This is a genomic window from Burkholderia sp. AU31624 (genome assembly GCF_020420065.1).
In the GTDB taxonomy this organism is placed as follows: domain Bacteria; phylum Pseudomonadota; class Gammaproteobacteria; order Burkholderiales; family Burkholderiaceae; genus Burkholderia.
Map to the genome: position 1 here is coordinate 187,997 of NZ_JAIZRT010000001.1, position 24,543 is coordinate 212,539.

The 24,543-nt window shown below is 68.3% G+C and carries 23 protein-coding genes; 11 read left to right on the forward strand and 12 right to left on the reverse strand.

Annotation, left to right across the window (positions count from 1 at the left end; genetic code table 11):
* Window positions 1–57: 57 nt before the first annotated feature.
* Window positions 58–1,215: a DUF1501 domain-containing protein gene (locus LGM89_RS01020; RefSeq protein ID WP_413227455.1), complete on the reverse strand. Its 1,158-nt coding sequence runs from the start codon at window positions 1,213–1,215 to the stop codon at window positions 58–60.
* 2 nt (window positions 1,216–1,217) lie between these two features.
* The gene (locus LGM89_RS01025; protein ID WP_226272029.1) at window positions 1,218–2,612 is read right to left on the reverse strand and encodes a DUF1800 domain-containing protein; all 1,395 of its coding nucleotides are present in this window, start codon (window positions 2,610–2,612) and stop codon (window positions 1,218–1,220) included.
* 386 nt (window positions 2,613–2,998) lie between these two features.
* On the opposite strand from LGM89_RS01025, the gene LGM89_RS01030 reads away from it, so the two are divergent.
* Window positions 2,999–3,856, forward strand: a complete 858-nt coding sequence (locus LGM89_RS01030) for an alpha/beta hydrolase (protein WP_226272030.1) — start codon at window positions 2,999–3,001, stop codon at window positions 3,854–3,856.
* A 151-nt stretch (window positions 3,857–4,007) separates the two neighbouring features.
* Here the strand turns inward: LGM89_RS01030 and LGM89_RS01035 are convergent, their stop codons facing one another.
* The 4 genes from LGM89_RS01035 to LGM89_RS01050 form a co-directional block, all read right to left on the reverse strand.
* Window positions 4,008–4,511 (reverse strand): periplasmic heavy metal sensor, encoded by a 504-nt coding sequence (locus tag LGM89_RS01035; protein WP_226272031.1) that lies wholly within the window; start codon window positions 4,509–4,511, stop codon window positions 4,008–4,010.
* Window positions 4,508–4,924, reverse strand: coding sequence for a hypothetical protein (locus tag LGM89_RS01040; protein WP_226203025.1), 417 nt, complete (start codon window positions 4,922–4,924; stop codon window positions 4,508–4,510). Before LGM89_RS01040 ends, LGM89_RS01035 begins: the two co-directional genes overlap by 4 nt.
* Window positions 4,921–5,685 (reverse strand): RNA polymerase sigma factor, encoded by a 765-nt coding sequence (locus LGM89_RS01045; RefSeq protein ID WP_226272032.1) that lies wholly within the window; start codon window positions 5,683–5,685, stop codon window positions 4,921–4,923. Before LGM89_RS01045 ends, LGM89_RS01040 begins: the two co-directional genes overlap by 4 nt.
* Window positions 5,686–5,917: 232 nt before the next feature.
* Window positions 5,918–6,217 (reverse strand): YXWGXW repeat-containing protein, encoded by a 300-nt coding sequence (locus LGM89_RS01050; protein WP_089427339.1) that lies wholly within the window; start codon window positions 6,215–6,217, stop codon window positions 5,918–5,920.
* Window positions 6,218–6,541: 324 nt separating this feature from the next.
* Between LGM89_RS01050 and LGM89_RS01055 the strand changes: the two genes are divergently transcribed.
* From LGM89_RS01055 to yddG, 3 genes are all read left to right on the forward strand, one after another.
* Window positions 6,542–8,227 carry a purple acid phosphatase family protein gene (locus LGM89_RS01055; protein WP_226272033.1) on the forward strand — a complete coding sequence of 562 codons (1,686 nt, stop codon included), beginning with the start codon at window positions 6,542–6,544 and terminating at the stop codon, window positions 8,225–8,227.
* Between the two features lie 152 nt (window positions 8,228–8,379).
* The gene (locus LGM89_RS01060) at window positions 8,380–8,610 is read left to right on the forward strand and encodes a hypothetical protein (protein ID WP_226272034.1); all 231 of its coding nucleotides are present in this window, start codon (window positions 8,380–8,382) and stop codon (window positions 8,608–8,610) included.
* A 210-nt stretch (window positions 8,611–8,820) separates the two neighbouring features.
* The gene (gene yddG, locus LGM89_RS01065) at window positions 8,821–9,765 is read left to right on the forward strand and encodes an aromatic amino acid DMT transporter YddG (RefSeq protein ID WP_226272035.1); all 945 of its coding nucleotides are present in this window, start codon (window positions 8,821–8,823) and stop codon (window positions 9,763–9,765) included.
* Between the two features lie 73 nt (window positions 9,766–9,838).
* Here the strand turns inward: yddG and LGM89_RS01070 are convergent, their stop codons facing one another.
* Both LGM89_RS01070 and LGM89_RS01075 read right to left on the reverse strand, forming a co-directional pair.
* Entirely contained in the window at window positions 9,839–10,468 is a 630-nt protein-coding gene (locus tag LGM89_RS01070; protein WP_226203249.1) for a LysE family translocator, read from the reverse strand.
* 123 nt (window positions 10,469–10,591) lie between these two features.
* Window positions 10,592–11,488 (reverse strand): LysR family transcriptional regulator, encoded by an 897-nt coding sequence (locus tag LGM89_RS01075; RefSeq protein ID WP_226272036.1) that lies wholly within the window; start codon window positions 11,486–11,488, stop codon window positions 10,592–10,594.
* A 321-nt stretch (window positions 11,489–11,809) separates the two neighbouring features.
* Here LGM89_RS01075 and LGM89_RS01080 point away from each other — a divergent pair, with 321 nt between their 5' ends.
* A complete protein-coding gene (locus LGM89_RS01080) occupies window positions 11,810–12,658 on the forward strand; it encodes a sulfite exporter TauE/SafE family protein (RefSeq protein WP_226272037.1) in 849 nt (282 codons plus the stop codon).
* 333 nt (window positions 12,659–12,991) lie between these two features.
* On the opposite strand, the gene LGM89_RS01085 is transcribed toward LGM89_RS01080, so the two are convergent.
* Window positions 12,992–13,942, reverse strand: coding sequence for a LysR substrate-binding domain-containing protein (locus tag LGM89_RS01085; RefSeq protein WP_226272464.1), 951 nt, complete (start codon window positions 13,940–13,942; stop codon window positions 12,992–12,994).
* Between the two features lie 70 nt (window positions 13,943–14,012).
* Here LGM89_RS01085 and LGM89_RS01090 point away from each other — a divergent pair, with 70 nt between their 5' ends.
* The 3 genes from LGM89_RS01090 to LGM89_RS01100 all read left to right on the forward strand — a co-directional run bounded on the left by LGM89_RS01090 (window position 14,013) and on the right by LGM89_RS01100 (window position 16,253).
* Complete coding sequence (locus LGM89_RS01090; RefSeq protein ID WP_413227458.1) at window positions 14,013–15,371, forward strand: D-serine ammonia-lyase; 1,359 nt, start codon at window positions 14,013–14,015, stop codon at window positions 15,369–15,371.
* A gap of 53 nt (window positions 15,372–15,424) precedes the next feature.
* Window positions 15,425–15,679 carry a hypothetical protein gene (locus LGM89_RS01095; protein WP_027791787.1) on the forward strand — a complete coding sequence of 85 codons (255 nt, stop codon included), beginning with the start codon at window positions 15,425–15,427 and terminating at the stop codon, window positions 15,677–15,679.
* Window positions 15,680–15,953: 274 nt separating this feature from the next.
* Window positions 15,954–16,253, forward strand: coding sequence for a DUF4148 domain-containing protein (locus tag LGM89_RS01100; protein WP_226272039.1), 300 nt, complete (start codon window positions 15,954–15,956; stop codon window positions 16,251–16,253).
* 103 nt (window positions 16,254–16,356) lie between these two features.
* Here LGM89_RS01100 and LGM89_RS01105 read toward each other — a convergent pair whose 3' ends face one another.
* From LGM89_RS01105 to LGM89_RS01115, 3 genes are all read right to left on the reverse strand, one after another.
* Window positions 16,357–18,147 (reverse strand): sensor domain-containing diguanylate cyclase, encoded by a 1,791-nt coding sequence (locus LGM89_RS01105; protein ID WP_226272040.1) that lies wholly within the window; start codon window positions 18,145–18,147, stop codon window positions 16,357–16,359.
* A complete protein-coding gene (locus tag LGM89_RS01110; protein ID WP_226272041.1) occupies window positions 18,144–19,277 on the reverse strand; it encodes an ABC transporter substrate-binding protein in 1,134 nt (377 codons plus the stop codon). Before LGM89_RS01110 ends, LGM89_RS01105 begins: the two co-directional genes overlap by 4 nt.
* 161 nt (window positions 19,278–19,438) lie before the next feature.
* The gene (locus LGM89_RS01115) at window positions 19,439–20,161 is read right to left on the reverse strand and encodes a FadR/GntR family transcriptional regulator (protein WP_089429080.1); all 723 of its coding nucleotides are present in this window, start codon (window positions 20,159–20,161) and stop codon (window positions 19,439–19,441) included.
* A 270-nt stretch (window positions 20,162–20,431) separates the two neighbouring features.
* On the opposite strand from LGM89_RS01115, the gene uxuA reads away from it, so the two are divergent.
* The 3 genes from uxuA to LGM89_RS01130 all read left to right on the forward strand — a co-directional run bounded on the left by uxuA (window position 20,432) and on the right by LGM89_RS01130 (window position 24,453).
* A complete protein-coding gene (uxuA, locus tag LGM89_RS01120) occupies window positions 20,432–21,496 on the forward strand; it encodes a mannonate dehydratase (protein ID WP_226272042.1) in 1,065 nt (354 codons plus the stop codon).
* A gap of 71 nt (window positions 21,497–21,567) precedes the next feature.
* Entirely contained in the window at window positions 21,568–22,878 is a 1,311-nt protein-coding gene (locus tag LGM89_RS01125) for an MFS transporter (protein ID WP_089496801.1), read from the forward strand.
* A 141-nt stretch (window positions 22,879–23,019) separates the two neighbouring features.
* The gene (locus LGM89_RS01130) at window positions 23,020–24,453 is read left to right on the forward strand and encodes a PLP-dependent aminotransferase family protein (protein WP_226272043.1); all 1,434 of its coding nucleotides are present in this window, start codon (window positions 23,020–23,022) and stop codon (window positions 24,451–24,453) included.
* The last annotated feature ends 90 nt before the right edge of the window (window positions 24,454–24,543 follow it).

The window sequence follows — 24,543 nt, forward strand, 5'->3', positions numbered from 1 at the left end:
TGGATTCTCCCTTTTGTGTAGTGGATCGATTCAGTGCCGACGCGGCAACGCGGCGCGTCACGCGGCTCCGCGAATCAGCCCGCTCATCGGCCGCGTTGCACCGCTTTCCGCAAACAGCGCGGACGCGGTACGGTGCGGATCGAGCCGCAGGCTGTCGGCGGCGGCGCCCGAAATCAGCGCGTCGAGCGACGCGGTCGGTTTCAGGTCGCGCCTTTCGTACAGGTCGCCCGGCCGCAACCCCGGCCAATCGGCAATCACGCGGCCGCCCGCGACCGCACCGCCCGCGAGCATCGCAACCGACGCCTGCCCGTGATCGGTGCCGCCCGTGCCGTTCGCGGCCGCCGTGCGGCCGAACTCGGTTGCGACCAGCACCGTGGTTTGCTGCCACGCGGGCCCGAGGCCATCGCGCAACGCGGCGAGCATCGTGTCGAGCGCTTTCAGCTGATTCGCGAGCCGTGCGTTCTGCGCGCTGTGCGTGTCCCAGCCGCCCGTCTCGATCATCGCGATGCGCGGGCCGTCGTCGCGCGCGAGGAACGTCGCGGCGAGCTTGCCGACGCCCGCCGGATCCTGCCGCGCATGCGCATCGCCGGCGAGGCCGCGCGCGTCCATCGCCGACTGCCACAACGGGCCGAGCTGCGCATCGGCCTCGTAGAGCGCCGACACGCGCGCGAGCAGGTCGTCCGGTGCGGCCGGCAAACCGGACGGCGCGTACGACGCGGCCTGCACGGTGCCGCGCAACGCGAGCGGCACGGTCGGCGCGAACGCGATCGCACTTTCGCGCGTGGCCGGCAGCAGCGCGGCGAGCCGGTTCAGCCAGCCGTCCTTCACCTGGTACGGCGCGCGGCCGCCCGTCTCGAGCACGTTCTGGCCGTCGAAATGCGAGCGGTCGCGATACGGCGAGGCAATCGCATGAACGAACAGCGCCTGCCCGTCGCGGTACAACTGCGCGGTCTGCACGAGCGACGGATGCAGCGCGAACGTGCCGTCGAGCCGCGTCGCGGCCGACGTGTCGATTGCGAGCGGGCCGCGCAGCGACGCATACGCGGGTTCGGCATACGGGACGACGATGTTCAGGCCGTCGGCCGCGCCGCGCTGGATCACGAACACGAAGCGCCGATCGGTCTCGACGTTCGCGAACACGATCCGCGGTGCGACGAGGATCGCGCCTGCGCCGGCGGCGGCCACACTCAGGAATTGTCGGCGGGACAGTGCCATGGTCATCTCCGTTGGAAATCGGGTGAGACGAGCAGCAGCGCGAGCGACGTGGTCGCGCTTTCGGCGCGCGACAGTGCGGCCGCCGTCGGCGCGCTCAACGAACCGGCGAGCAGCGTGTTGCCGAGCGTGCGCGGGTCGAGCCGGTCGCCCGTGCGCGCGGCCAGCCGCTGCGCGAGCTCGACGCGGCGCACGAGCGCGTCGGGCGCGGCCCAGCTCGCGGCCACGTCGTCGTAACCGGCCGGCGAGCCGGGCCGCCACACCGGCTGGCCGAGCTGCGCGAGCAGCGGCGCGGCCTTCAGGTCGCCCGTGTCGCGCCAGCCGAGCCCGCGCAGCGACGACACGGCCCACTCCCACGGCGTCTTGAACTTGCGGTTGACCGGCGACCACGCATCCGTCGAATCGACGAGCGCGCGATAGACGCTCGGCAGATCGCCGCCGCTCGCGTCGAACGCGCGGGCCAGCCGGTCGGTCAACGCCGGCGGCGGATGGTCGGCGACGAAATGACGGGCCAGCTGGAACGCGATATGCCGGCCTGTCGACTCCGAATGCGCGAGGTCGTGCAGGATCGCGCGCGCCTGCGCTTCGCCGGGCTGGTCGTAGCTGCGGCCCATTACGGTCCGCACGCCGGGCTCGTGCAGTTTCGGGCGAAACACGAACGCGCCGGGCGCCGCATCGCCGGGCTGCGGGCCGCGCCCGCCGGCGATGCTCCAGCCGGTCAGCGCACGCGCGAATTCCGTCACGTCGGCCTGCGTGTATCCCGTGCGTACGCCGAGCGTGTGCAGCTCCATGATTTCGCGCGCGAGATTCTCGTTGAGCCCGCGTTTGGCCGACGGATTGCGTGCCTCGGCACGCAGCGCGGCCGGGCTGTCGGGGCCGACCGAGCGCGTCTGGTCGAGGAAAAGCTGCATCGCCGGATGCTGTTCGACGGCGACCAGCATGTCCTCGAAACGGCCGAGCACGTGCGGGCGGATCGCGTCGCGTTCGAACGCGCCCGCGTAGGCCGCCACCGGCCCCTTGTCGACCGATACCGCGAAATGGTTCGCCCAGAAATGCACGAGTCGCTCGACGAACGGTGCGGGCGTATTCAGCGCGCTGTTCATCCGGGCGACGACGGCGCTGCGATACGTGTCGTTGCCGTCGCGCCGGATCGACTGCTCGGTCGCGCGCTTCGTCGCCGGATCGTTGGCCGTCATCGCATTGCGTGCATCGGCAAAGCGCGTGGCGAGTGTGATTGCGTCCGGTTCGCCGACCCATGCGGCGGGTCGTGCGTCGTAACGGTCGAACTGCGCGACGAGCGCCGCCTTCGGGTCCGCCGGCGGCGCTTCGTCGGCCCGCGCGCCGAGACCGAAACGGTTCAGCGCGATGGCGGCCGGTGTGATGTCGTTCGGGTGGTCCATGACAGGGCTCTCGCGATGCGTACCCGTGTTTAACGCTGGCCGGCGGGAAATCCGTCGCCGGGAAGACGAATATTTCCGGTGCGTCGCGCGGCTTTGAATGCGTGCGTGCTGCCGCTCGAATGCCCGTCGCGGATTCGGCTGACGCATGCAGCGAATCGGTGGGTCGCTCAGCGGCCGTATCGGGACCCCGCATCCCTGCGAAGGACGGGCCTGTTTCGACATTCGGTTGGCGGGCTTTCACTTGCCTGACTGGCCTCGATCTCACCGGAGGGCTCGCCGGCCGCCCCACCCCGATGCTTGCCGTTCCCGCAAAGCCGCCTAGACTCAATGGAAGGTATCGCCCCCGCGTCACGGCGTTTTGCCGTCCCGACCCAGCGACCACTACGATGCCCACTTTTTCCGTCAGCTTGCGTGCGCGGTTTCGTTGCGTCGGTGCGATGCGTGCGCGCTCGCGCTGGACCCGTGCGTGGCTGCTTGCCGTCGCGCTGACGCTGCACGGCTATCCGGCCCATGCGCAGAATCCGCCCAAGGTCGTCGACATCCCGACGCGCCCCGGCGTGACTCAGCGGTTTCTCTTCATCGCGCCGGACGCGCCGAAGGCCGCGGCCATTCTCTATGCCGGCGGGCACGGCGGGCTGCAACTGGAACCGTCCGGCCGGTTCGGATGGGGCGCAGGCAACTTTCTCGTCCGCACCCGGCAGCTGTTCGTGAATGACGGCATCGCCGTCGCGGTCATCGATGCACCGAGCGACCGGCAATCCGCGCCCTACCTCAACGGCTTTCGGCTGTCGAAGGAACACGCCGACGACGCACGCGCCGTGATTGCGTGGTTGAAGGAGCAACTCCATGTACCGGTCTGGCTGGTCGGGACGAGCCGCGGCACCCAGTCCGCCGCCGCCATTGCGGTTGCGCTGGCCGGCGGCGGCGGGCCCGACGGTCTCGTACTGACGTCCACGATCCTCCGCGAAGAGCGAGGCGGGACCGCGGTCACGGACATGAACCTTGCCAGTCTCACGATTCCGGTTCTCATCGTTCACCACCAGAATGACGGGTGCAAACATTGTCCGGTGTCCGAAACGGATACGCTGCTGAAGAAGCTGGAGCAGTCTTCGAAGGCCGAGCTGATGATCGTGTCGGGCGGCACGTCCCAGGGCGATCCGTGCGAAGCCTTTGCCTATCACGGCTTCAATGGCCTGGAGAGCGGTGTGATCGACGCGATCTCCGCGTGGATGCTGGCACGCTGAACGTGCGTGCCGCGTAGCGAAGTCGCGGTGGCCGCTTGCGATCCTTCGCCGAAGCCCGGCGTGAGAGCATTGCCGACCAACCTTTCGCGCGCGTACGCGTTGCGCATCCCTGAAAACGCACGCCGCCGCACGTTGCCCGTGCGGCGTTGGCTTACTTGCTCGCCGCGTCGCCCTGCTTCTTCTGCCACTTCGGCGGCAGCCGCCAGTTCCCGCTGCGCCGCAACCCGTCGACGAACTTCGCGCGCTCGTCCGGCGTCAGCGTCGCCGCGAAATCGACGACGCTGCGCTCGACCTGCGCACGCAGCGCCGTATCGGCCGCACGCGTGCGCTCGAGCGCCGCGTCGATCGCCGTGCGATCGAGTTGCGGCGCGGCCAGCAGATCCAGCACGGTGATCCGGTCGTCGCGCCCTTCCCGCGCGAAATCGCGGCCGTCCTTGCGCGCCGCCTTCAGCGCCGCAACGAATTCCTGCTGGCGCGCATCCGGCAATTCGTCCGCGGCGAAACGCAATGCGGTGTGCGACGCCGGTGCGCCCGCGGCCCGCAGGTCGCGATGCGTCGAAAACCACTGATACGCACCGCCGCCGATCGCGCCGAGCATGAACACGTTCAGCACGACCGACCCGACGAGGATGAATTTCCAGCCACGTTCAGTCATTCATCGCTCCAGTCGACGCTCGGCCCACCGAACGTCGTAGTCAGATAGCCCGGCTCATGCGCAGGCGGCACGCCGCCGAGCATCAGCATCGACACGGCCACCGCACCCGCGAGCGCGCCGGCCAGACCCACGCCCGCGAATGCCGCGCCCGACCACCACACGGCGCCCCGCCGCCGCGCGCGCCGCGGGGCGGGCGCCGTCGCGACGATGCGCTCGACGAGCGCCGGTGCGGGCGGTGCGACCGTATCGTTGGCGAGCCACGCATCGAGTTCGGCGGCATCGTCCAGCGCGGCCAATGCGTCGCCCGGATGCGCGCGCGCCCATGCCTCGGCGGCCGCGCGCTCGCCGTCCGGCCAGCGCCGCGCATCCGAGCCGTACGCGGCGACGATGGTGCGAAATCGTTCGGGTGTCATCGGATGTCCTCGCTCGGTGAGTCGCCCGCCAGTTGCGCGCGCAAGTTTCGCCGCGCACGTGCAAGCAGGCTTTCCAGCGCGTCGACGGTAATGCCCATCAGGTGGGCCGCCTCCACGTTCGACATATCCTGATAGTACTGGAGCACGAGCGCTTCGCGCTGCCGCGCCGGCAACGCCGCGAGCGCCTGCCGCACGCGCGCGTCGCGCGAGCGGGTCTCCGCACGGGTGGCCGGCTCCGGTTGCGGATCGGGCACGTCGGGCAACACGTCGACCGGTTCCTCGCGGCGGCCGCGCAAGCGGTCGTAGCACAGATTCAGCACGACGCGATGCAGCCACGTGTCGAACCGTGCCTCGCCTTCGCGCCAGCCCGGCGCCTGTTTCCAGATCCGCAAGAACGTCTCCTGTGCGACGTCCTCGGCTTCCGTGCGGTCGCCGAGCATGCGCGTCGCGAGTGCGAGCAGTCGCGGCAGCTTGCGCGCGACGAGCATGCGCACGGCCGACGCGTCGCGCGCGCCGACCCGTGCGACCAGGGACGCGTCCGGATCGCCGTCGCTCAACGCGGGGCGCTCCAGCGCATCGCGCGTCTGGGCCGCGGCGCGATCGTTGACGCGCCCGCCGGCAGACTCAAGCTCATCGTCGTGCTCTCCTTGCATGCGCCGCGCCATTACCCGGCCCCGCCCCAGTGGCGGTTCGGGATCGCCGCGCGCATCGCGCACGGCCTCGGCAAGGTCCGTTTCATCGGCATCCGTTTCAGGCTGCATGGCGATCGGGCGCCGGCCGCCCGTTTGCGCGCGCGGCGGCCGGCGTGCTCAATATACGACGACCGGCGCGGGCCGGTAATAGGCCGGACGCGCCGGCACCACGACACAGCCGGCCAGCACGACAACTGCGGCCGCGAGTATCACCACGGTTCGAAAAGGCATGGCTGCGCCTCATGACGTTACGGGAAGGCGCCACCGCGCCGGCACCGCGTGCCAAGCGGCGGCATGCGCATCAGGCCCAGTGACCCGGCACCCAGCGCCAGGCCGGGCCGCGCGCAGCCCAGTGGCCCGGCACCCAGTGATAGCCGACGCGCACCACTTGCCAGTGGCCCGGAATCCACACGTAGCGGCCCTGCCGCCAGTGCCAGTGGCCCTGGTCCCACACGTAGCCCGCGCGCGGCGCCGGCATCACTTCGACGCGAGGCGCCGGCGGCGCGTAAGGCGCGACGATGACGGCCTGCGCGAAGGCGGCCGACGCGGCCAGCGCGGCCACGCATGCCGCGGCGAACCGCAATGGAATGGAAAGCTTCATGCAAGACTCCGAAGTAGCGGGTATCGACCGGAAGCGGCCGTTCATGCGTTAAACGGCGCGGGCGAACGGAATCCGTCGCGGAGTCTGCAAATAAATTTCGGTCGAACCTGGCGCGCGTCGGCGCTGGCCGGATGCCGCGATCCACGAGTTCGTGGCCTGAGCTCACGCGTATGCGAGGTTGCCCTGCTGTCACAACCCGGCAAAACTGCCCTTCGACAATGTCTCGCACCGGGATCCCGCTCGTTTCCGGCTCACGCACTGGCCGCGCCCGCGCTCGGCCAGGCGGTTCCACATCTCGCGTCTCCACCCACGAAAACACCGACCATGTCGAACCAGGACAACTCCCCGATCCAGCCGAACGAGCCGGCCGCGTCCGTGTCGCGTCGCGGCTTCCTGAAACTCGCCGGCGTATCCGGCCTGGCCACCGCCGCCGGTGGCCTCACGGCCGCCCGGGCCGCCGCATCGAACCCGGACGGCACGCCCGAACAGGTGCACCTGACGTGGGGCAACGACCCGACGTCGGAAGTCGTGATCTCGTGGGCCTCGCTCGCGTCGGCCGTCAATCCGCGTGCGCGCATCGTCGCCGACGGCGAGCCGGCGCGCACCGTGCACGGCGTCCAGCGCCTGTACACCGACGGCCTGAACGGCGAGACGGTATTCGCGTACCACGCACGCGTGCACGGGCTGAAGCCGAACACGCGCTACCGCTACGAGATCACGGCCGACAACGACAGCAACGCCGCGCAGCCGTTCTCCGCGCATTTCTCGACCGCGCCGCGCGGCCGCGCACCGTTCCGCTTCACGAGCTACGGCGATCTCGCGACGCCGAACGGCGCGTGGGTGCTGTCCTCGCCGCAGAGCCGCTTCGCGGTGCAGGCCGTCGAGCAGTTCCAGCCGCTGTTCCACCTGCTGAACGGCGACCTCTGCTACGCGAACCTGAACCCCGCGCACCAGCCCGAGGTGTGGCGCGATTTCGGCAACAACAACCAGACGTCGGCCGCGAATCGTCCGTGGATGCCGTGCCCGGGCAATCACGAGATCGAGTTCAACAACGGCCCGCAGGGGCTCGACTCGTATCTCGCGCGCTATACGCTGCCGGAGAATGGCACGCGCTTCCCGGGCCGCTGGTACAGCTTCCGCGTGAGCTCGGTGCTGTTCGTCTCGCTCGATGCGGACGATGTCGTGTACCAGGACGCCGCCGCGTTCGTCGGCGGCCCCACGCCGCTCGTGCCGGCCGCGAGCACCGGCCACCCGCCGATCGAACCGGGCACGTCGTTCTACGTGCGCGGCTACAGCAATGGCGAGCAGACACGCTGGCTCGAACACACGCTGCGTCATGCCGCGCATGACGACGACATCGACTGGATCGTCGTGCAGATGCACCAGGACGCGCTCAGCTCGTCGAAGACGGGCAATGGTTCCGACAAGGGCATTCGCGAAGCATGGCTGCCGCTGTTCGATCGCTACGGCGTCGACCTCGTGCTGTGCGGCCACGATCACGACTACGAGCGCAGCTACCCGGTGCGCGGCTGCAATCACCGCGCGGGTGTCGATGCGACGACCGGCGAAGTCGTCGAGACGCTGCAGCCGCGTCCGGTCGGCTCGAACGACCCGGACCGCACGACGTTCGACACGAGCCACGGCACGATCCACCTGATCCTCGGCGGCGGCGGCACCAGCGCGCCGCTCGACGTGTACGGCGAGAACCCGGCCACCGGCTTTGCGCGGGCGAAGGTGTTCACGAAGCCGAACCGGCCGGTGCCGGGCACGACGCCGAATACGTTCGTGCGCGCGCCGGCCGATGCGCTCGAGGATGCGATCTGGTCCGCACGCCGCGATACGGGCACCGGTTACGGGATCGCGGTGTTCGACCACGACCCGGGCAAGCCGGGCGGGCACACGACGATCACGATGCGCTACTACCACGCGCCGGGCGCCGACCAGCACCCGACCGCCGATTACGAACTGTTCGAGACGATCGAGCTGAGCAAGAAGCGCAACGAGCGGTGATCGGGCGGGCGCCCGTTGCGGCGGGCGCCTGATGCGGTGCAGTCAGGGCGGGTGGCGGCTTGGCACGCGCCAGACTGCCCGCCTCGCCCACCGGCCCATGAAGATGTGTTTCGAATACCGCATCCACACGACGCCGTCGGCCGACGCATTCGATGCCATCGCGAATGCGTTGCGGCAAGCGCATCACGCCGTCGAATCGATTCCAACCGACGACACTTGAAGTCCGCGGCGACGCCGGCGGCTGGCCGCTGATCTCCCTGTCAACCGACGAAGACGGTTTCTCCCCGGTCACGACGCTCGGGCCGACGCGGGACGCGATGCTCGACTCGATTGGCCGCGCGTTGTCGGCAAGCGGCGCGGCCTGGCGCATCGACGACGCGTGACCGGTAGCCGCGTGATGCCCGTACTCCCGGATGATCAGCCCCAAGCGCCGGGCGGATCACCGCCGACGCCGCTGCCCGTTCTCCGTCTCCCCGTTAAACTACGCGTTTTCGCCGGCAATGGCCGTCCCGCATGCCGAATGCGCGCGCGGTGCATGCAGGCGGACCCGAATCACCTGAAATCGAATTTGAATGTTGAAACAGGCAGGAAGCATGAAGCGCAAGAACAAGGCCACGCTCGCCGGGCTCGGCGCGGTGTTGTTGTGGGCCTCCGTGGTCGCGCTCGTTCGTGGCGTGAGCGAAAGCCTCGGCGCGACCGGCGGCGCCGCGATGATCTATACGGTGGCATCCGCGCTGCTGCTGTTCACGATCGGCTTCCCCGATCTCAGCAAGTTCCCGAAAAAGTATCTGCTCTGGGGCGGGCTGCTGTTCGTCGCGTACGAGCTGTGCCTGGCGCTGTCGATCGGCTATGCCAGCAACGGCCAGCAGGCGATCGAAGTCGCGATGGTCAATTATCTGTGGCCGAGCTTCACGCTGGTCGCGGCGATCGTGTTCAACAAGCAGCGTGCCAACCTGCTGGTCGTGCCCGGCGTCCTGCTGTCGATGCTCGGGATCTGCCGGGTGCTGGGCGGCGACCGGGGCCTCGACCCGGCCGGCATGCTGCACAACGTCGCGGACAATCCGCTGAGCTACGGCCTCGCGTTCGTCGGCGCGCTGATCTGGGCCGGCTATTGCACGGTGACGGCGCGCCTCGCCGACGGCAAGAACGGCGTCACGCCGTTCTTCATGCTGGTGGCGCTGGCGCTCTGGATCAAGTTCGCGATCGAAGGCGGCGGCGGCATGACGTTCAGCCTGCATGCGGTCGTCTACATCGTGCTGGCAGCCTCCGCGCTGGGGTTCGGCTATGCGGCCTGGAACACCGGCATCATGCACGGCAACGTGACGGTCATCGTCGGCGCGTCGTACTTCACCCCGGTGCTCGCCGCCCTGCTCGCCGCGACGCTGCTGCATGCGCCGCTGTCGATCGAATTCTGGCAAGGTGCATCGATGGTATGCGGCGGGTCGATCCTGTGCTGGCTCGCGACGCGCAGCCGGCGTCGTGAACAAGCCGTGCCCGTCCGGGTCGGCAACGAAGCGCAGGGCAACTGCCAGGGTTGACGATGCCGGACGCTTGCGTTGCGATGCCGCTTGAAAGCCCTCCGGTGGCCCTGCATACCGCCAACCATTCGGGCTAGCGCGACGCCAGTGCGATACGCACGGCCAGCCCGGCCAGCACCGTACCCATCAGCCAGCGCTGGACCGACGCCCAGACCGGCCGCCCCGCCAGAAAGCCCGCGATGCCGCCTGCCATGCAGGCAATCAGTGCATTCACGCTGACACTCACGGCGATCTGCACGCAGCCGAGCGCCAGTGATTGCGCGAGCACGCTGCCGTGCCCCGGCGAAATGAACTGCGGCAGAAGCGACAGATACATCACCGCGATCTTCGGATTCGCGAGGTTCGTGACGAAGCCCATCGTGAACAGCCTGGCCCGGCTGTCGTGCGGCAACTGCCTGACCTGGAATGCCGAGCGACCGCCCGGCTTCAACGCCTGCCAAGCCAGGTACGCCAGATAAAGCGCACCGGCGAAACGCAGCGCGTCGTACGCATACGGCACGGCCATCACCAGCGCGGTGATGCCGAGCGCCGCGCACACCATGTAGAACACGAACCCCAGCGCGACGCCGCCGAGCGACACCAGCCCGGCACGGCGGCCCTGGCAGATCGAGCGCGACACCAGGTAGATCATGTTCGGCCCGGGCGTCAGCACCATGCCGAGCGACACGAGTCCGAAAGCAAGCAAGGTGGGCAAGGCCGGCACGGCAATCTCCTTCGGGACGAAGCGGTCAGGGGCGAGTTCGAACACTGTATTGCATCTCGACTGTCATCGGCTTGAATAAACTTCAAGTCGCCCATGAGCGCGGTTCATCGCTGAAGCCGCTCGTTACCTGGCCTTTCTCGCGCGCGTGTCGACCGCCTTCGCCGCCTTCGCGCGTTGCGCGTCGACGAGCCGCACGAACTCGTCTGCGATCGCGTTGCCGGCCGTATTCCACGACAACCGCACCGAGCGATGCAGCCTCGGCGACAACTCCAGTACGCGGCCGCCGAACGGCGTGTACGTGAGCGTGATGCGCGGCACGATCGACACGCCCATGCCGGCCTCGGCCATCGACAGAATGGTGCGCATCTCGACCACGTTGAACGCGGCCCGCAGCGGCACCCCGCCGCGCGCGAAGTAATCCGCGATCACCGGCCCGCACCCTGCCTTCGAGAAGATGAACGGCGCCTTGGACAACTGCTTGGCCGACACGCGCTTGCGGCCGGCGAACATGCCGTCGGCCGCCACCGCGACAAAATTCTCGTCGAGCAGCGGCAGATTGTGTGCGAACGTCTTCGTGCCGGCCACCACGCCGACGTCGGCCGTACCGTCGTCGATCCACCCTTCGACCTCGCTGTCCGTGCCTTCGAGCAGCACCGCCGACACGCCCTGGTGCATGTCCTTCAACGCCTCGAGCGCGGGCACGACGAACGCCAGCGACACGCTCGGCAACGACGCGACCACCAGCTTCCCTTCGAGCTTGCCGCGCGACAGGCTGAACTGCTGGCGCAGCAGCTGCGCTTCCCGCACCACGTTCTGCACGTACGGCCACAGGCGTTCGCCCGCCGCCGTCAGGACGACCGGCTGCCGGTCGCGCCACAGCAGCTTGACCTCCGTGAGGTCTTCCAGCTCGGTCAATGCATGACTGATCGCGGACTGACTGCGGCTCAACCGGTCGGCCGCAGCCGTGAGCGAGCCGAGTTCGACCACGGCCGCCAGTGCCTGCAACTGGGCCAGTGTCATCGACGCCTCCTTGTTCGAAGTTATGAATCCGGCACATGAAATGACAAACCATCATGAATTATATTGAACCGCGAAAATGATCACGTCGACGCGCCCCATGACGCGCCACGGCCAGTGCCGACTGCCCTTCGCAACGCTCGGGTAAGATGCACCGTCGAACCGCCTGTCGATTGCCTGCGGCCCCGGCCGCACAACGGCGCGGCGCCAGGCGATCGACTTCCGGTTCGAGCCAATCCAGAACACATGCGTGCCAGACACACGCGACCGCCGCGGGCGCCATCGACAGCGCTCGCTGCCGGATATGCCGCGACATGCCAATCCATGATGCATTTCAATCTGACTGAAGGGGTGCTGGTCTCCAGCCTGCAGGGGCTCAGCACGTTCGAGCTGGCCGGCATCGCCATCGCGCTATTGCTGGGCGGCATGGCCAAGGGGATCACGGGCATCGGCGTGCCGCTGATCGCGATGCCGATACTCAGCCAGTTCCTGCCGATCCGGCATGCGGTGCTGCTGCTGTCGATGCCGATCATCCTCGGCAACATCCCGCAGGCGCTGGAAGGCGGCCAGTTGCTGGCGACGGCACGCAAGATCGCCGCGCCGATCGCGGGCACCGTCATCGGCAATATCGTCGGCGTGGCGATCCTGCTGTCGCTCAATCCGGGGCACGCGCAGGCGGCGTCCGGCGCGCTGTTGATCGTGGCCGCGGCGCTGATGCTCGCCGCGCCGAAGCTCAACCTGCCGGAAGCATGGCGGAAGCCCGTCGGTTTCGCGCTCGGCTTCGGTGCGGCGCTGATGGAGAGCATTGCGTCGGTTCCCGGCCCGCTGCTCGCCACCTACCTGATTTCGTCCGGCGCGACCGGGCGCGTCTTCACGAAGCAGATCGCGATCATCCTCGTGGTGTCGATCGTCACGCTGATCACGACGTTCAGCGGCGCCGCGCACGCGAGCGGCGCCGACCTCGCGATCTCGGCGGCGGCGAGCCTGCCGGCGATTGCCGGCATGTGGCTCGTTCGCCCGCTGCGGGACAAGATGTCGCCGAAGCGCTTCCGGATGGTCGTGCTGCTGTTCGTGCTCGTCGCGGCATCGCAGATGATCTGGAAATCGGGCGTGTTCCGGCATGGTGGCTCGCACGTTACGCAGATGAACCACGCGCACACGGGCAAGAACTGACAGATGGCGCAAAGCCATCGATCGCGCATGCGTTCTGAAAGCTGCGAAGCGTAGTATTCGCGGACCCGGCGTATCGCCCCGCCCGACGGGCCGAACGATACGTCACCGACCTGGCTGCTCGCTCGCGGATGCCCGCATCGGCGCTGCCACGCTTTCAGAGGCATGACATGGAAACCTACGTATTGCTCGGCTGCGGACTCGGCCTTGGCCTGTTGATCGCCGTCTGGGGCATCTGGCAACTCAAGTAACGCGTGGCCGCCCGTCCACGCGCAAGCCATCCGTATTCTTCACGCGACTACTTCGCATTCCGATCCATCTGCCCGACAGCGTCGGCTACCCGCGTCCGCTCGAAAGCAGATGTGAACGCGCGGCGTCGAAGTGCGTGCATTCGGCCTTGAGCCAATTCGAAAACGCCTCGGTACGCGGATCGTCGGGATGGCGTGACAACAGCACGTAGCGCGCCGGCGCACGCACGTGCCGGCCAAAGACATCCACGAGCCGCCCGCTCGCGATCTCGTCATGCACGAGCGCGCCGCGCCCCATCGCGACACCCTGATGGTTCAGCGCGGCCGTGATCGCCAGGCTGGAGAAGTTGAACTGCGGGCCGTCAAGATGCGCCGTCCACGCCGGACGGACTTCGTCGAGCCACGTGCGCCACTCCACGAACTCGGGCGCGCCGCCCCACGGCGCAGCGTCGTGCAGCAGGACGACGCCATCCAGCGATTCGCCGCGGGCAAAAGCCGGATGCTGCGCCAGATATGCCGGCGTGGCGACCGGAAACAGGATTTCGTCGAGGATGGCCTCGGCATGCAGCCGATCGTATTGCACCGGGTCGTAGCGCACCGCGACATCGATGTCGTCGGTCTCCATGGCCTGGCGATCCAGCACCTGAAACTCGGCCTTCACGCGCACCGGCACGTTCGGCTGTTGCCGGTGAAATTCGGACAGGCGCGGCATCAGCCACTGCAGCGCGAGCGACGGCAGGCAGCTGACCTGTAGCGGGGCATCCGGCATGCCGAGCGCCTGAAGCGTGCGGTTGATGTCGACGAACGCGCTCGACATCGTCCCGAGCAGAATTGCGCCCTTCTCGGTCAGCTTCAGTCCGCGCGCCTGGCGCACGAACAGCGGATAGCCGAGCCGGTCCTCGAGGTTCCGGATCTGCTGGCTCACGGCGCTTTGCGTCAGGTTGAACGCCTGGGCCGTCTTCGTGAAGCTCAGCAACCGGCCGGCGGTTTCAAAGCAGAGCAACGCACCCAGGATCGAACCGTCGAGTCGCATAGATATCAGTCAGGCTAATGGATTCATTAGAAATCGGCGCTTTCGCGCAGGCGTCCCGGATCGTAGCATTCCGGCCATACCTGTCGTATGTCCAGCACAAGACCGATCCATGACCCTCACGCTCCAGCCCGCCGATCTATTAGCCAGACTGCAATCCCGTCACCCGCTACTGTGGCTGAATCCCCATGCCGGCAGCCCGTTGCCGCACGACGCGCCGGGGCTCGGCGCCATTGCAATGGCCGAAGCGCGGCTGGCGCGCTGCGAACCGCTGATGGCCGCGCTGTTTCCCGAACTCGCGGCAAGCGCGGGCAAAATCGAATCGCCGCTGATGCCGGCAGACGACCTGCCGCGCAGGCTGGCGCTCCCGGCAGACACACACGGCGCCTGGTTCATCAAGCGTGACGACGCGTTGCCGATCGCCGGTTCGATCAAGGCGCGCGGCGGCTTTCATGAAGTGCTCGCGCTCGCGGAGTCGATCGCGATCGAACACGGATTGCTCGACCCCGCGGGCGACCGGCGGATCCTCGCATCGGCCGCCGCACGCGAACGGTTTGCCGCGCACACCGTCATCGTCGGCAGCACCGGCAATCTCGGCCTGAGCATCGGCGTGATGGCCGCCGCGCTGGGGTTCGAATCGGTCGTCCACATGTCGACCGACGCGAAGCCATGGAAAAAGGCACGTCTGAGAAAGCGCGGCGTTCGCGTGATCGAACATGACGGCGACTATGCGCAAGCCGTCGCCGCCGGACGCGCGCAGGCACGCGATCAGCCGCGCAGCCACTTCGTCGACGACGAAGGCTCGCTGATGCTGTTCCTCGGCTACGCGGCCAGCGCCCGGCATCTCGCCGCGCAGCTCGCCGACGCGGGCCGCCGCGTGGACGCGCAGCATCCGCTCTTCGTCCATATCCCATGTGGTGTCGGCGGCGCACCGGGCGGCATCGCGTATGGCCTCAAGGCGCTGTTCGGCGAGCACGTGCATTGCTTCTTTGCCGAACCCGTCGCGTCGCCGTGCATGCTGGTCCAGCTGGCCGCCGGCCCGGGCAAGCCCGTGTCCGTCTACGACGTGGGGCTCGACAACCGGACCGAAGCCGACGGCCTGGCCGTCGCACAGGCATCGCACCTCGTCAGCCCGCTAATGGCGTCGCTGCTGTCCGGCGTGTTCACAGTCAGCGACGCGCAGCTCTACGCGCAGTTGCTCGCGGTTCAGCGCGCGACGGGCGTGGAACTCGAACCGTCGGCCGCTGCCGCCGTCAGTGGCCCCGGCTGGCTGACGGCGTCCCCGGCCGGCCGCGACTACGTGCGTCGCCACGCGATCGACCTGCGCCGGTCGACGCACGTCATCTGGGCGACCGGCGGCTCGCTCGTGCCGCCGGAAGAGCACCGACGCTTCCAGTTGCATGCGAATGCGCTCGCCGGCGCCGCAGCCAACCCGTGACGCAGCCGGGCAAGCGTTCAGCCCCGCTCGCGAAGACGCGTTAGACTGTCCCGATGGAACAATGCCGTTATTGCCAGAGAATCCGCGATGAATGGGATTGCCACGGTGACGAATGCCGCCGGGCAATCGCCAAGGCGCTGCGCCGGCAGCGCGCGGGCCTGCCCATGGTGCCCGATCGCATCCGCAACGAACTGCCGTCCGGCGCGCCGACCCAGCAGGTGATCGCCGTGCTGTCGCGCCAGCGCCTGCGCGCGCGCCGCGGCAACGAGGAACGCCGGGAACGCAAGGAAATCGACGACGACGTCTGATCGATCCGGCAGCGTCGCAGTTCGCCCCCCTCTCCGCCCGCGCCTTCGCCGCCGCGCGCCCGTCCGCGCGTGCGCGCGCATCCGCCGCCCTTTCCCTTGCAAATCCGGCAACATCGATTAGGGACGGAAGGCATTTATCTCGAAATTATTGCCCCGGCTGCAACGATCTTTCGCCAAAACTCACGTTTACCCTAGGTCAACCGGCGCCTACGATGTAATCAACCGCTTACGACATGGTGTCGAACGCGGAAAGCCAAGAACATCGGAGGTCATCATGAAATCGCTCGTTTCCGCAGTCGTTGCCGCTGCCGCCCTGTCCGCCTCGTTCGGCGCCTTCGCCCAAAGCACCGTGACCCGCGCTCAAGTGCGCAATGAACTCGTCCAGCTCGAAAGCGCCGGCTACAAGCCGAGCCAGTCGAGCCCGTATTACCCGGCCGACATCCAGGCCGCGCAAGCCCGCGTGCAAGGTGCCGACAACAGCGGCTACGGTGCGCAACCGGCCGCGACCGTCCAGGGTGGCGCTCCGGTCGTCAAGGCGCAAAACCCGCGCGACTCGGTCTACTTCGGCCACTAAGCAAGCCTGCCGCTGCGCGCGTTCGCGCGCAGTCCGAACCCGCCACGAGCCCGTCTTGCGACGGGCTCGTGGCGGGTGCAACGCGCGGCCCCGCGAGCGGCCGTCACCGGCCGCCGCCCGACGCGACCCGGCCGGCCGCTTCGTCCGTCCCGCTGCCGGCGCCACGCCCGTTGCCGACCAGTTCCTGATAGCGCACGAACGCGCGCTGCGCGGACGCCTTCGCCGCGTACATCGCCGCATCGGCCTTGACGAGCAGTTCCTCGGCCGACGCGCCGTCAGCCGGAAACTCGCTGACGCCGATACTCGCGCCGACGGCCACGCGCCGGTCGCCGAACTCCAGCTCCTCGTCCATCACGCGCTGGATGCGCGACGCGACGTCGCCGATCACCGCCGGTGAGCGCACGTCGGTAATCAGCACGATGAATTCGTCGCCGCCGAGCCGCGCGACCATGTCGCCGCCACGCAGCACGAGGCTCAACCGCTTGGCGACCGCGACGAGCGTGCGGTCGCCGGCCGAGTGGCCGTGCTGGTCGTTGATCTGCTTGAAGCGGTCGAGGTCGACGAACATCACGGCCAGCCCTTCGTGCAGCGCGGCTGCCCGCCGGATCGCGGCATCGAGATGCTCCATGAACAGCAGGCGATTCGGCAGTTCGGTCAGCGCATCGTGTCCGGCGAGGTGCGTGAGTTCCAGCTGCTTCGCGCGCAACATCGCGACCTGCGTGCGGATCTCGACGCGCATGCTGTCGAAACAGCGCGCGAGCACGCCGATCTCGTCGGCACGCCCGACCGGCAACTGCTCGGTGGCCGGATCGTCGAACACGTGCGTCGCGGCGCGTGCGAGCGTTTGCAGCGGCCGCGTGATCGCACGCGCGAACAGGATCGCGAGGATCACCGCCATCAGGCTCGACACCAGCACCATCCGGACGATCCGCTCGCCGAGCATGCCCGCCGGCGACAACACGTCCGCCAGCGGGCGCCCCATCCCGAGCACGACGAAGCGGTTGCCCTCGTCGTGCCCGAACGGCGTGCGCACGAACGCGAACATCTGGCCCGGCGCCGCGGTGGGGTCGGCCAGGCCATCGAGGGTCACGTTTGTGCGTGCGCTGTCGAACAGCGCACGCGTGACGGCGAAGCGGTCCTGCATCAGCACGCGCCGGCCGCGATCGAAGCCGAACGTCTGCGTCGGATCGGGATGCACGAGGAAATCGCCCCACTCGTTCGCGAGGTACACCGTGTAGTCTTCCGGCAGATCGCGCTCGAGCCGGTCGAACACGCGCGACAGCTCGACGTCGACGACGAGCGCCCCCACCGTCTGGCCCGACGCGTCGACGACCGGCGTACCCACGCGCAGGATCGGCAGCCCTTCGGCCGCGTGCGCGCCCGTCTCGTGGTTGATCACGATCGGCGACAGGTAGATATGACCGGGCGCCGTGGCCAGCGTATCGAATACGTAGGAAAACTGTCCTTTCTCCTGCAACGCACGGTCCGGCAGGACGACGATGCCGTTCGCATCGCGATCGACACGGATGCGTTCGAGGCCGAAATCCCCGCGCGCGATCAGGCGGATCTGCAGGTACTCCGGGTGATTTCTCATGAAGCTGTAGAACACCTGCTCGAGCCGCGCACGTGGCGCGCCATCCCGGTTGTCGCCGCCGGAGACCCGCGCACACGACGGCAACTGTGCGAGCACGAGCGCATCGTCCGAGACGTCGGACAGCGCCGTGGTGAAGCGCTGCCCGAGCAGTTGCGTCGACATCAGCAGGCTGTGCTGCGCTTCCTGCACGAGCATCGTGCGGTTCGCGCGATACGCGTAATAGCCGGTCGTGCCGGACGCGATCACGCCGATGCAGGCGAACAGCACCGACAGTTTCGACGTGAGCCCGAGCCGGATCATTTTCCGAAACGCTCCGGCCGGTCGCCCGACACGATGCGGCTCCACAGCGATTCGCGCCGCGCGATGTCCTCGACGGGCTGGAGCCAGACGAGATGCTGGTGTCCGGTGTCGAGTCCCGGCGGCGACGCGAGCGTGTTCGCGAGGCCCTGGCGTTCGGTCAGCAGCGCGCCGATCGCCGGTTCGAGCATGTAATTGATCCACGCGAACGCGAGCGCCGGATGTTGCGCGCCGCGCGTGACAGCCCAGCAGTCGAGCCACGCGAGCGCGCCTTCATCCGGGATCACGTAGCCGACGTCCGCGCCGGCCCGTCGCAGCAGTTCGACCTGTTGCGTGCCGTAGTTGCCGAACATCAGCGCCGCACGATGCTGGACGAACAACGCGGTCGCCTCTTCAGGAAGCGTGTAGTACGTCAGCAGGTTGCGGCGCAGGTCGATCAGCTTGTGCGCGACGGCGAGCGTCTGCGCGGGCGACAGGCGAAACGGATCGCGATAGCCGAGCGCCAGCGCCGTGAACGAAAAATTGTGCTGCGCGCTGTTGAAGTCGAGCACCTTGCCGCGATAGCGCGGATTCCACATCTCCCGCATCGAGCGCGGCGCGGCCGGCACCTGCTTGCGGTCGTAGATCAGCCCCATCGACGAATACGTGAACGGAATCGCATACGGGGCGCCCGCTTCAACGAGCCCGTCGATCGCCGCGAGTTGCTGGAAGTTCGGCAACTGCCGCCGCCGGTTCGGGATGCGCGACAAGTCGATCGGCGCGAGCAGGCGTTCGTGCGCATAGCGCTGGATCTCGGCCGTATTCGCGGCCAGTACGTCGTACGGCGGCGGCGCCGCGCTGTGCATGCGCGTCCACAGTGCTTCGTCGGAGTCGACGAACGTCACTTCGACGCGCGCGTGAAATTGCGCCTCGAACGCACTGACGACATCGTCGTCCGCATAGCCGGGCCATGCGAGCACACGCAGCACGGTGTCGTTGACGGTTTCGGGAGAGGCGGCGAACGCTGGGGGAAGCACGGAGGCAAGTAAGCCCGCCGTCAAAATGATGAGCAGCCGGCGCACGGCGAACCGTACGCGCGTACGCGCGCCGATTCCCCTGATGAATAGGACCCCGTGTGAATCGCCCGGCTGCATTCGACTGTCCTTTTTCGAGTCGATGCGATATCCCGCAACAAGACCATAAAACCTGTGGTCGTGCAATCGGAAGAAGCCGTACAACGGGAGCGCGGGCGCCGTTGCTCACCGCCGTATGACGGTAACGTGACGCCGGCCTCTTTCCTCTGACGGAACGCGCGTCAGCGCCACGCCTGCGTGAATTCCGCGATCACGCGCGACAGGTGTGCACGCATCGCGTCGCGTGCCGCCGTTGCGTCGCGCGCCATGATCGCCGCGAAGATCCGCTGGTGATCTTCCTGCGACGCCTCACGCAGCGCGGTCGAGTGAAAATGCTCCTCGATCTTGTCCCACAGCGGATCGCTGCGCGCGCAGTCCCACATCGCGGTGACCATGTGCAGCAGCACCGTGTTGCCGGTCGATTCCGCGATACGCAGGTGGAACTGGCGATCGGCCGCGTCGTACGCGACCTTGTCGTCCATCTGCTCGCGCATCGTCGTCAGCGAGAAAAACAGCCGGTCGAGATCCGCATCCTTGCGTTCAGTCGCCGCGAGCGCCGCGACTTCCGCCTCGATCAGCCCGCGTGCGCGCAGCGTCTCGATCGGCCCCGGGCCGCGCGGCACCTCGAACGTCACCGGCCGCGCGGCGTCGGCCGCCGATACGTAGATGCCCGAACCGATTCGCACCTCGACGATCCCCTGCACCTCGAGCGCGATGATCGCCTCGCGCACCTGCGTTCGGCTCACGCCGAACTGGTCGGCCAGGCTGCGCTCGGACGGCAGCCGCGCGCCGGCCTCGAACGCACCGGCGGCCACCATCGCGTGAATCTGCCGCGCAAGGCCGATATAGGAGCGATCCGCGGCATCGGTATCGCGGCTGGCGGGCAGGCTGGAAAGATCGGTCATCGAAAGGCTCGCAACAGGCTGGCCGGCGCCGTCGCGGCGCCGGATCGCCAAAATGGTACACCAATTACGGGCCGCCTCCGATTCGGCGTGGTGGCCGGTGCGACGCGTGCCTTTCCGGTGATGCGCTGACGCTCCGATTTCATCTCGACAACTGGTAAACCACTATCCCGCGAAACTGGCATACCAATCATAATCCGCACACCGGAGACGGGGCCGCCACGCTGCCGCCCGTCCGTCCGATGCCTCAACCGCCCGTCAGGAGCCGCTCCAGTGAAGATGTCTTTCCGTTGGTACGGCGAGTCCGATCCGGTCTCGCTGCAATACATCCGCCAGATCCCGGGCGTCACGCATATCGTGTCCGCGATCTACGACGAACCGGTGGGCGCAGTCTGGCCCGCGCACAAGATCGACGCGCTGAAGGCGACGATCGAGCGCGCCGGCCTGCAGTTCGAAGTCGTCGAGTCGGTGCCGGTACACGAGGACATCAAGCTCGGCAAGCCGGGCCGCGACCGCCTGATCGACCACTACCGTCAGACGATTCGCCATCTCGGCGCGGCCGGCGTGCGCGTGATCTGCTACAACTTCATGCCCGTGTTCGACTGGACGCGCACCGAGCTGTCGAAGACGCTCGACGACGGCTCGACCTGCCTCGCGTTCAGCACCGCCGCGGTCGAGCGGATCGATCCGGACGACGGCATCGCGCTGCCGGGCTGGGATTCGAGCTACCGGCCCGAACAGTTGAAGGCGCTGCTCGCCGAGTATCGCGACGTCGACGAAGCCGCGCTGTGGGCGAACCTCGAATACTTCCTGAAGGCGATCATCCCCGTCGCCGAGGAAGCCGGCGTGAAGATGGCGATCCACCCCGACGATCCGCCGCGCCCGATCTTCGGGCTGCCGCGCATCGTGAAGAACCGCGACGATCTCGCGCGGATCGTGCGCATCGTCGACACCCCCGCGAACGGGCTGACGCTGTGCTCGGGCTCGCTCGGCGCGGGCCCGCAGAACGATGTCGAGGCGCTCGTGCGCGAATTCGGCGCGATGGGCCGCATCCACTTCGCGCACATTCGCAACGTGAAGGTCGACGCGAACGGCGATTTCGAGGAAACCGCCCACCTGTCGAGCTGCGGCTCGCTCGACATCGCCGCGATCGTGAAGGCGTACCACGACACCGGCTTCACCGGCTACGCGCGCCCCGACCACGGCCGCATGATCTGGGGCGAGACGGGCAAGCCCGGCTACGGCCTCTACGACCGCGCGCTCGGCGCGGTCTATCTGAACGGCCTGTGGGAAGCGCTCGCGAAGTTCGACCGCACGCCGTCGCACGCCACGCGCTAACCCGCCCATCGAGGCCGCCGGCGCTGCGGATCGCCGGCGGCCCGTCACGATATTCCGCGCGGAGACACCGCATGCCACGCATCCGATGGGCCATGATCCTCATGTGCTTCCTCGCCAACGTCATCAACTTCATCGACCGCGCGAACCTTGCGATCGCGGCGCCCAGCATCCGTGCCGACCTCGGCCTCGACGCGGTCGGCATGGGGCTCGTGCTGAGCGCATTCTTCTGGACCTACGCGTTCCTGCAACTGCCGGCCGGCTGGTTCATCGACAAGGTCGGCGTGCGCGTGAGCCTCGCGCTCGCGGTCGGCTGGTGGTCGGTGTTCACCGTCGCGACGGGCGCCGCGCGCGGCCTCGCGCAGCTCGTCGGCGTGCGGCTGATGCTCGGCGTCGGCGAAGCGGCCGCGATCCCGTCGTTCGCGAAGGTCGCGTTCAACTGGTTTCCGCGCAGCGAACGCGGACTCGCGAGCAGCATCTTCGACAGCGGCTCGCGCGTCGGCTCCGCGCTGTCGCTGCCGCTCGTCGCGTGGCTGATCTCGATCGTCGGCTGGCGCGGGTCGTTCGTGATCACGGGCGGCATCGGCATCGTCTGGGCGCTGGCGTGGTGGTTCGTCTATCGCGACCCGGAACGCTATCGCGCGATCGCGCCCGACGCCGTCGATGCCCTGCTCGCGCAGCGCGGCGCCCCGACCGTTGCGGCCGCAACCGATGGCCCGAAGGTGTCGTGGCTCGACCTGTTCCGCTACCGCACCGTGTGGGGCATGATGATCGGGCTGTTCTGCCTGAACTTCGCGATCTACTTCTTCATCACGTGGTTCCCGAGCTACCTGCTGCAGTCGCGCGGCTTCTCGCTCGCGTCGCTCGGCACGTGGGGCATGCTGCCCGCGCTGCTCGCGATTCCCGGCGGCTGGCTCGGCGGCTATGTGTCGGACAGCCTGTTCCGCCGCGGCTGGAGCGCGACCGCCGCGCGCAAGACCTGCCTCGTGCTCGGCATGCTGCTGTCTTCGTCGATCGCGCTGTCGGCCTTCGTCGAGAACGTGTGGGCCTGCCTCGGTTTGTTCGCTCTCGCGTATGCGAGCCTGTCGTTTGCAGGCGCCAACGTGTGGACGCTCGTCGGCGAAGTCGCGCCGACGCCCGCGCATGTCGCATCGCTCGGCGGCATCCAGAACTTCGCCGGCAATCTCGCGGGGATCTTCATCACGACGTTCACGGGCGTGATGCTGTCGATCACGAAGGGCTCGTTCGTCGTGCCGCTCGCGGTGGCCGGTGCGTTGTGCGTGGTCGGCGCGCTGTCGTACCTGTTCATCGTCGGCAAGGTCGAGCCGTTGCCGCCGCTGCGCGGCGCCGCGACCCGGCAGAACGTCGAGCCGAACGCGGCCTGACGCGGCAGGAAAGCGCGGCCCGCCTTGAACTGACCTCGCCTGCGCTTTCCTTTTCGGGCCGCGCATCGGACAATGAGCCGCGCCCGCCGGCGCGGCGCCACTCCGGCCCGCGCGTGGCGACGGCGCGCGCCACCCTCGCCGATGAAACGCTACGAAACCCTCGCCCACACGATCGCCGACGACATCCGCAACGGCAACCTCGCCGTCGGCACGCGCCTGCCGTCGCTGCGGCAGATCATCGCGCAGCACGGCGTGAGCCAGTCGACGGTGTTTCGCGCGTACTACCTGCTCGAACAGTGGGGGCTGATCCGCGCGCGCGAACGCTCGGGCTACTACGTCGCGCCGGGCGCCACGCCGGCGGCGAGCCCGGCCGCCAAACGCCAGGCAAGCCGCGCCGGCGTCACGCGCAAGGTCGACATCAGCAGCCTCGTGTTCTCCGTCCTCGACGCGGCCACGCAACCCGGCATCGTGCCGCTCGGCTCCGCGTTCCCGTCGCCGCAACTGTTTCCGCTGCCGCGTCTCGCGAAATCGCTCGCGCAGGCCACGCGGCTCGTCAGCCCGTGGAGCACGGTCGTCGACCTGCCGCCCGGCAACGAGGCGCTGCGCCAGCAGATCGCGCGGCGCTATCTCGCGACCGGCGTCTCGCAGCCGATCGACGAGATCGTCGTCACGAACGGCGCGCTCGAAGCGCTGAACCTGTGCCTGATGGCCGTCACGCGGCCCGGCGACGTCGTGGCCGTCGAAGCACCCGGTTTCTATGCGGCGCTGCAGGCGATCGAACGGCTCGACCTGCGCGCGGTCGAGATTCCCGTCGATCCGCGCACGGGCCTCGATCTCGATGCGCTCGCGAACGCGCTCGACCGGCACGACATCCGCGCGTGCTGGTTCATGACCAACTTCCAGAATCCGACCGGCGTCACGCTGTCCGTCGAAAAAAAGCGCGCGCTCGTCGCGTTGCTCGCCGCGCGCGACGTACCGCTGATCGAGGACGACGTGTACGGCGAGCTGCACTTCGGCCCCGACTACCCGCTGCCCGCGCGTGCGTTCGATCGACACGGCCTCGTGATGCATTGCAGCTCGTTCTCGAAAACGCTCGCACCCGGCTACCGGATCGGCTGGGCCGCCGCCGGCCGGTTCGCGGAGAAGGTGCAGCGGCTCAAGCTGATGACGACGCTGTCGGCCAGCATTCCCGCGCAGGTCGGCATCGCGAACTATCTCGAGCACGGCGGCTACGACCGGCACCTGCGCAAGCTGCGCGGCGCGCTGCACACGCAGCTCGACCGGATGGACGACGCGCTGCGGCGCTGGCTGCCGGCCGGCGTCGAATGGGTGCGGCCCGAAGGCGGTTATTTTCTGTGGCTCGCGTTTCCCGACGCGATCGACGCGATGGAGCTGCATCGCCAGGCCATCGCACGCGGGATCAGCTTCGCGCCGGGGCCGCTGTTTTCGGCCGCGCACGGCTTCGAGCGTTGCGTGCGCGTGAACTTCGGCCATCCGTGGAGCCGCGACATCGAGCGCGCGATCCGGGTGCTCGGCGAGCTCGTCGCGCAGCCGTCGGTCCGCAAGGGCGGTTGAATCTCACCCGGGGCGCGCCGCCGGCGTCACGGCGATGCGCGCAAGCCGCATGCGGGTTACAGTGCTGATCCCGCCGCCCTTCATGATTGC

Coding starts and splice junctions, on each gene's coding strand:
- LGM89_RS01105 (WP_226272040.1), bottom strand. CDS start 18,147: ATGATCCGGCTCGGGCTCACGTCGAAACTGTCGGTGCTGTTCGCCTGC.
- LGM89_RS01050 (WP_089427339.1), bottom strand. CDS start 6,217: ATGAAGCTTTCCATTCCATTGCGGTTCGCCGCGGCATGCGTGGCCGCG.
- LGM89_RS01025 (WP_226272029.1), bottom strand. CDS start 2,612: ATGGACCACCCGAACGACATCACACCGGCCGCCATCGCGCTGAACCGT.
- LGM89_RS01045 (WP_226272032.1), bottom strand. CDS start 5,685: ATGCAGCCTGAAACGGATGCCGATGAAACGGACCTTGCCGAGGCCGTG.
- LGM89_RS01035 (WP_226272031.1), bottom strand. CDS start 4,511: ATGACTGAACGTGGCTGGAAATTCATCCTCGTCGGGTCGGTCGTGCTG.
- LGM89_RS01110 (WP_226272041.1), bottom strand. CDS start 19,277: ATGCAGCCGGGCGATTCACACGGGGTCCTATTCATCAGGGGAATCGGC.
- LGM89_RS01080 (WP_226272037.1), top strand. CDS start 11,810: ATGATGCATTTCAATCTGACTGAAGGGGTGCTGGTCTCCAGCCTGCAG.
- LGM89_RS01060 (WP_226272034.1), top strand. CDS start 8,380: ATGCCATCGCGAATGCGTTGCGGCAAGCGCATCACGCCGTCGAATCGA.
- LGM89_RS01075 (WP_226272036.1), bottom strand. CDS start 11,488: ATGACACTGGCCCAGTTGCAGGCACTGGCGGCCGTGGTCGAACTCGGC.
- LGM89_RS01125 (WP_089496801.1), top strand. CDS start 21,568: ATGCCACGCATCCGATGGGCCATGATCCTCATGTGCTTCCTCGCCAAC.
- LGM89_RS01020 (WP_413227455.1), bottom strand. CDS start 1,215: ATGGCACTGTCCCGCCGACAATTCCTGAGTGTGGCCGCCGCCGGCGCA.
- LGM89_RS01100 (WP_226272039.1), top strand. CDS start 15,954: ATGAAATCGCTCGTTTCCGCAGTCGTTGCCGCTGCCGCCCTGTCCGCC.
- LGM89_RS01030 (WP_226272030.1), top strand. CDS start 2,999: ATGCCCACTTTTTCCGTCAGCTTGCGTGCGCGGTTTCGTTGCGTCGGT.
- yddG (WP_226272035.1), top strand. CDS start 8,821: ATGAAGCGCAAGAACAAGGCCACGCTCGCCGGGCTCGGCGCGGTGTTG.
- LGM89_RS01115 (WP_089429080.1), bottom strand. CDS start 20,161: ATGACCGATCTTTCCAGCCTGCCCGCCAGCCGCGATACCGATGCCGCG.
- LGM89_RS01040 (WP_226203025.1), bottom strand. CDS start 4,924: ATGACACCCGAACGATTTCGCACCATCGTCGCCGCGTACGGCTCGGAT.
- LGM89_RS01095 (WP_027791787.1), top strand. CDS start 15,425: ATGGAACAATGCCGTTATTGCCAGAGAATCCGCGATGAATGGGATTGC.
- LGM89_RS01055 (WP_226272033.1), top strand. CDS start 6,542: ATGTCGAACCAGGACAACTCCCCGATCCAGCCGAACGAGCCGGCCGCG.
- LGM89_RS01130 (WP_226272043.1), top strand. CDS start 23,020: ATGAAACGCTACGAAACCCTCGCCCACACGATCGCCGACGACATCCGC.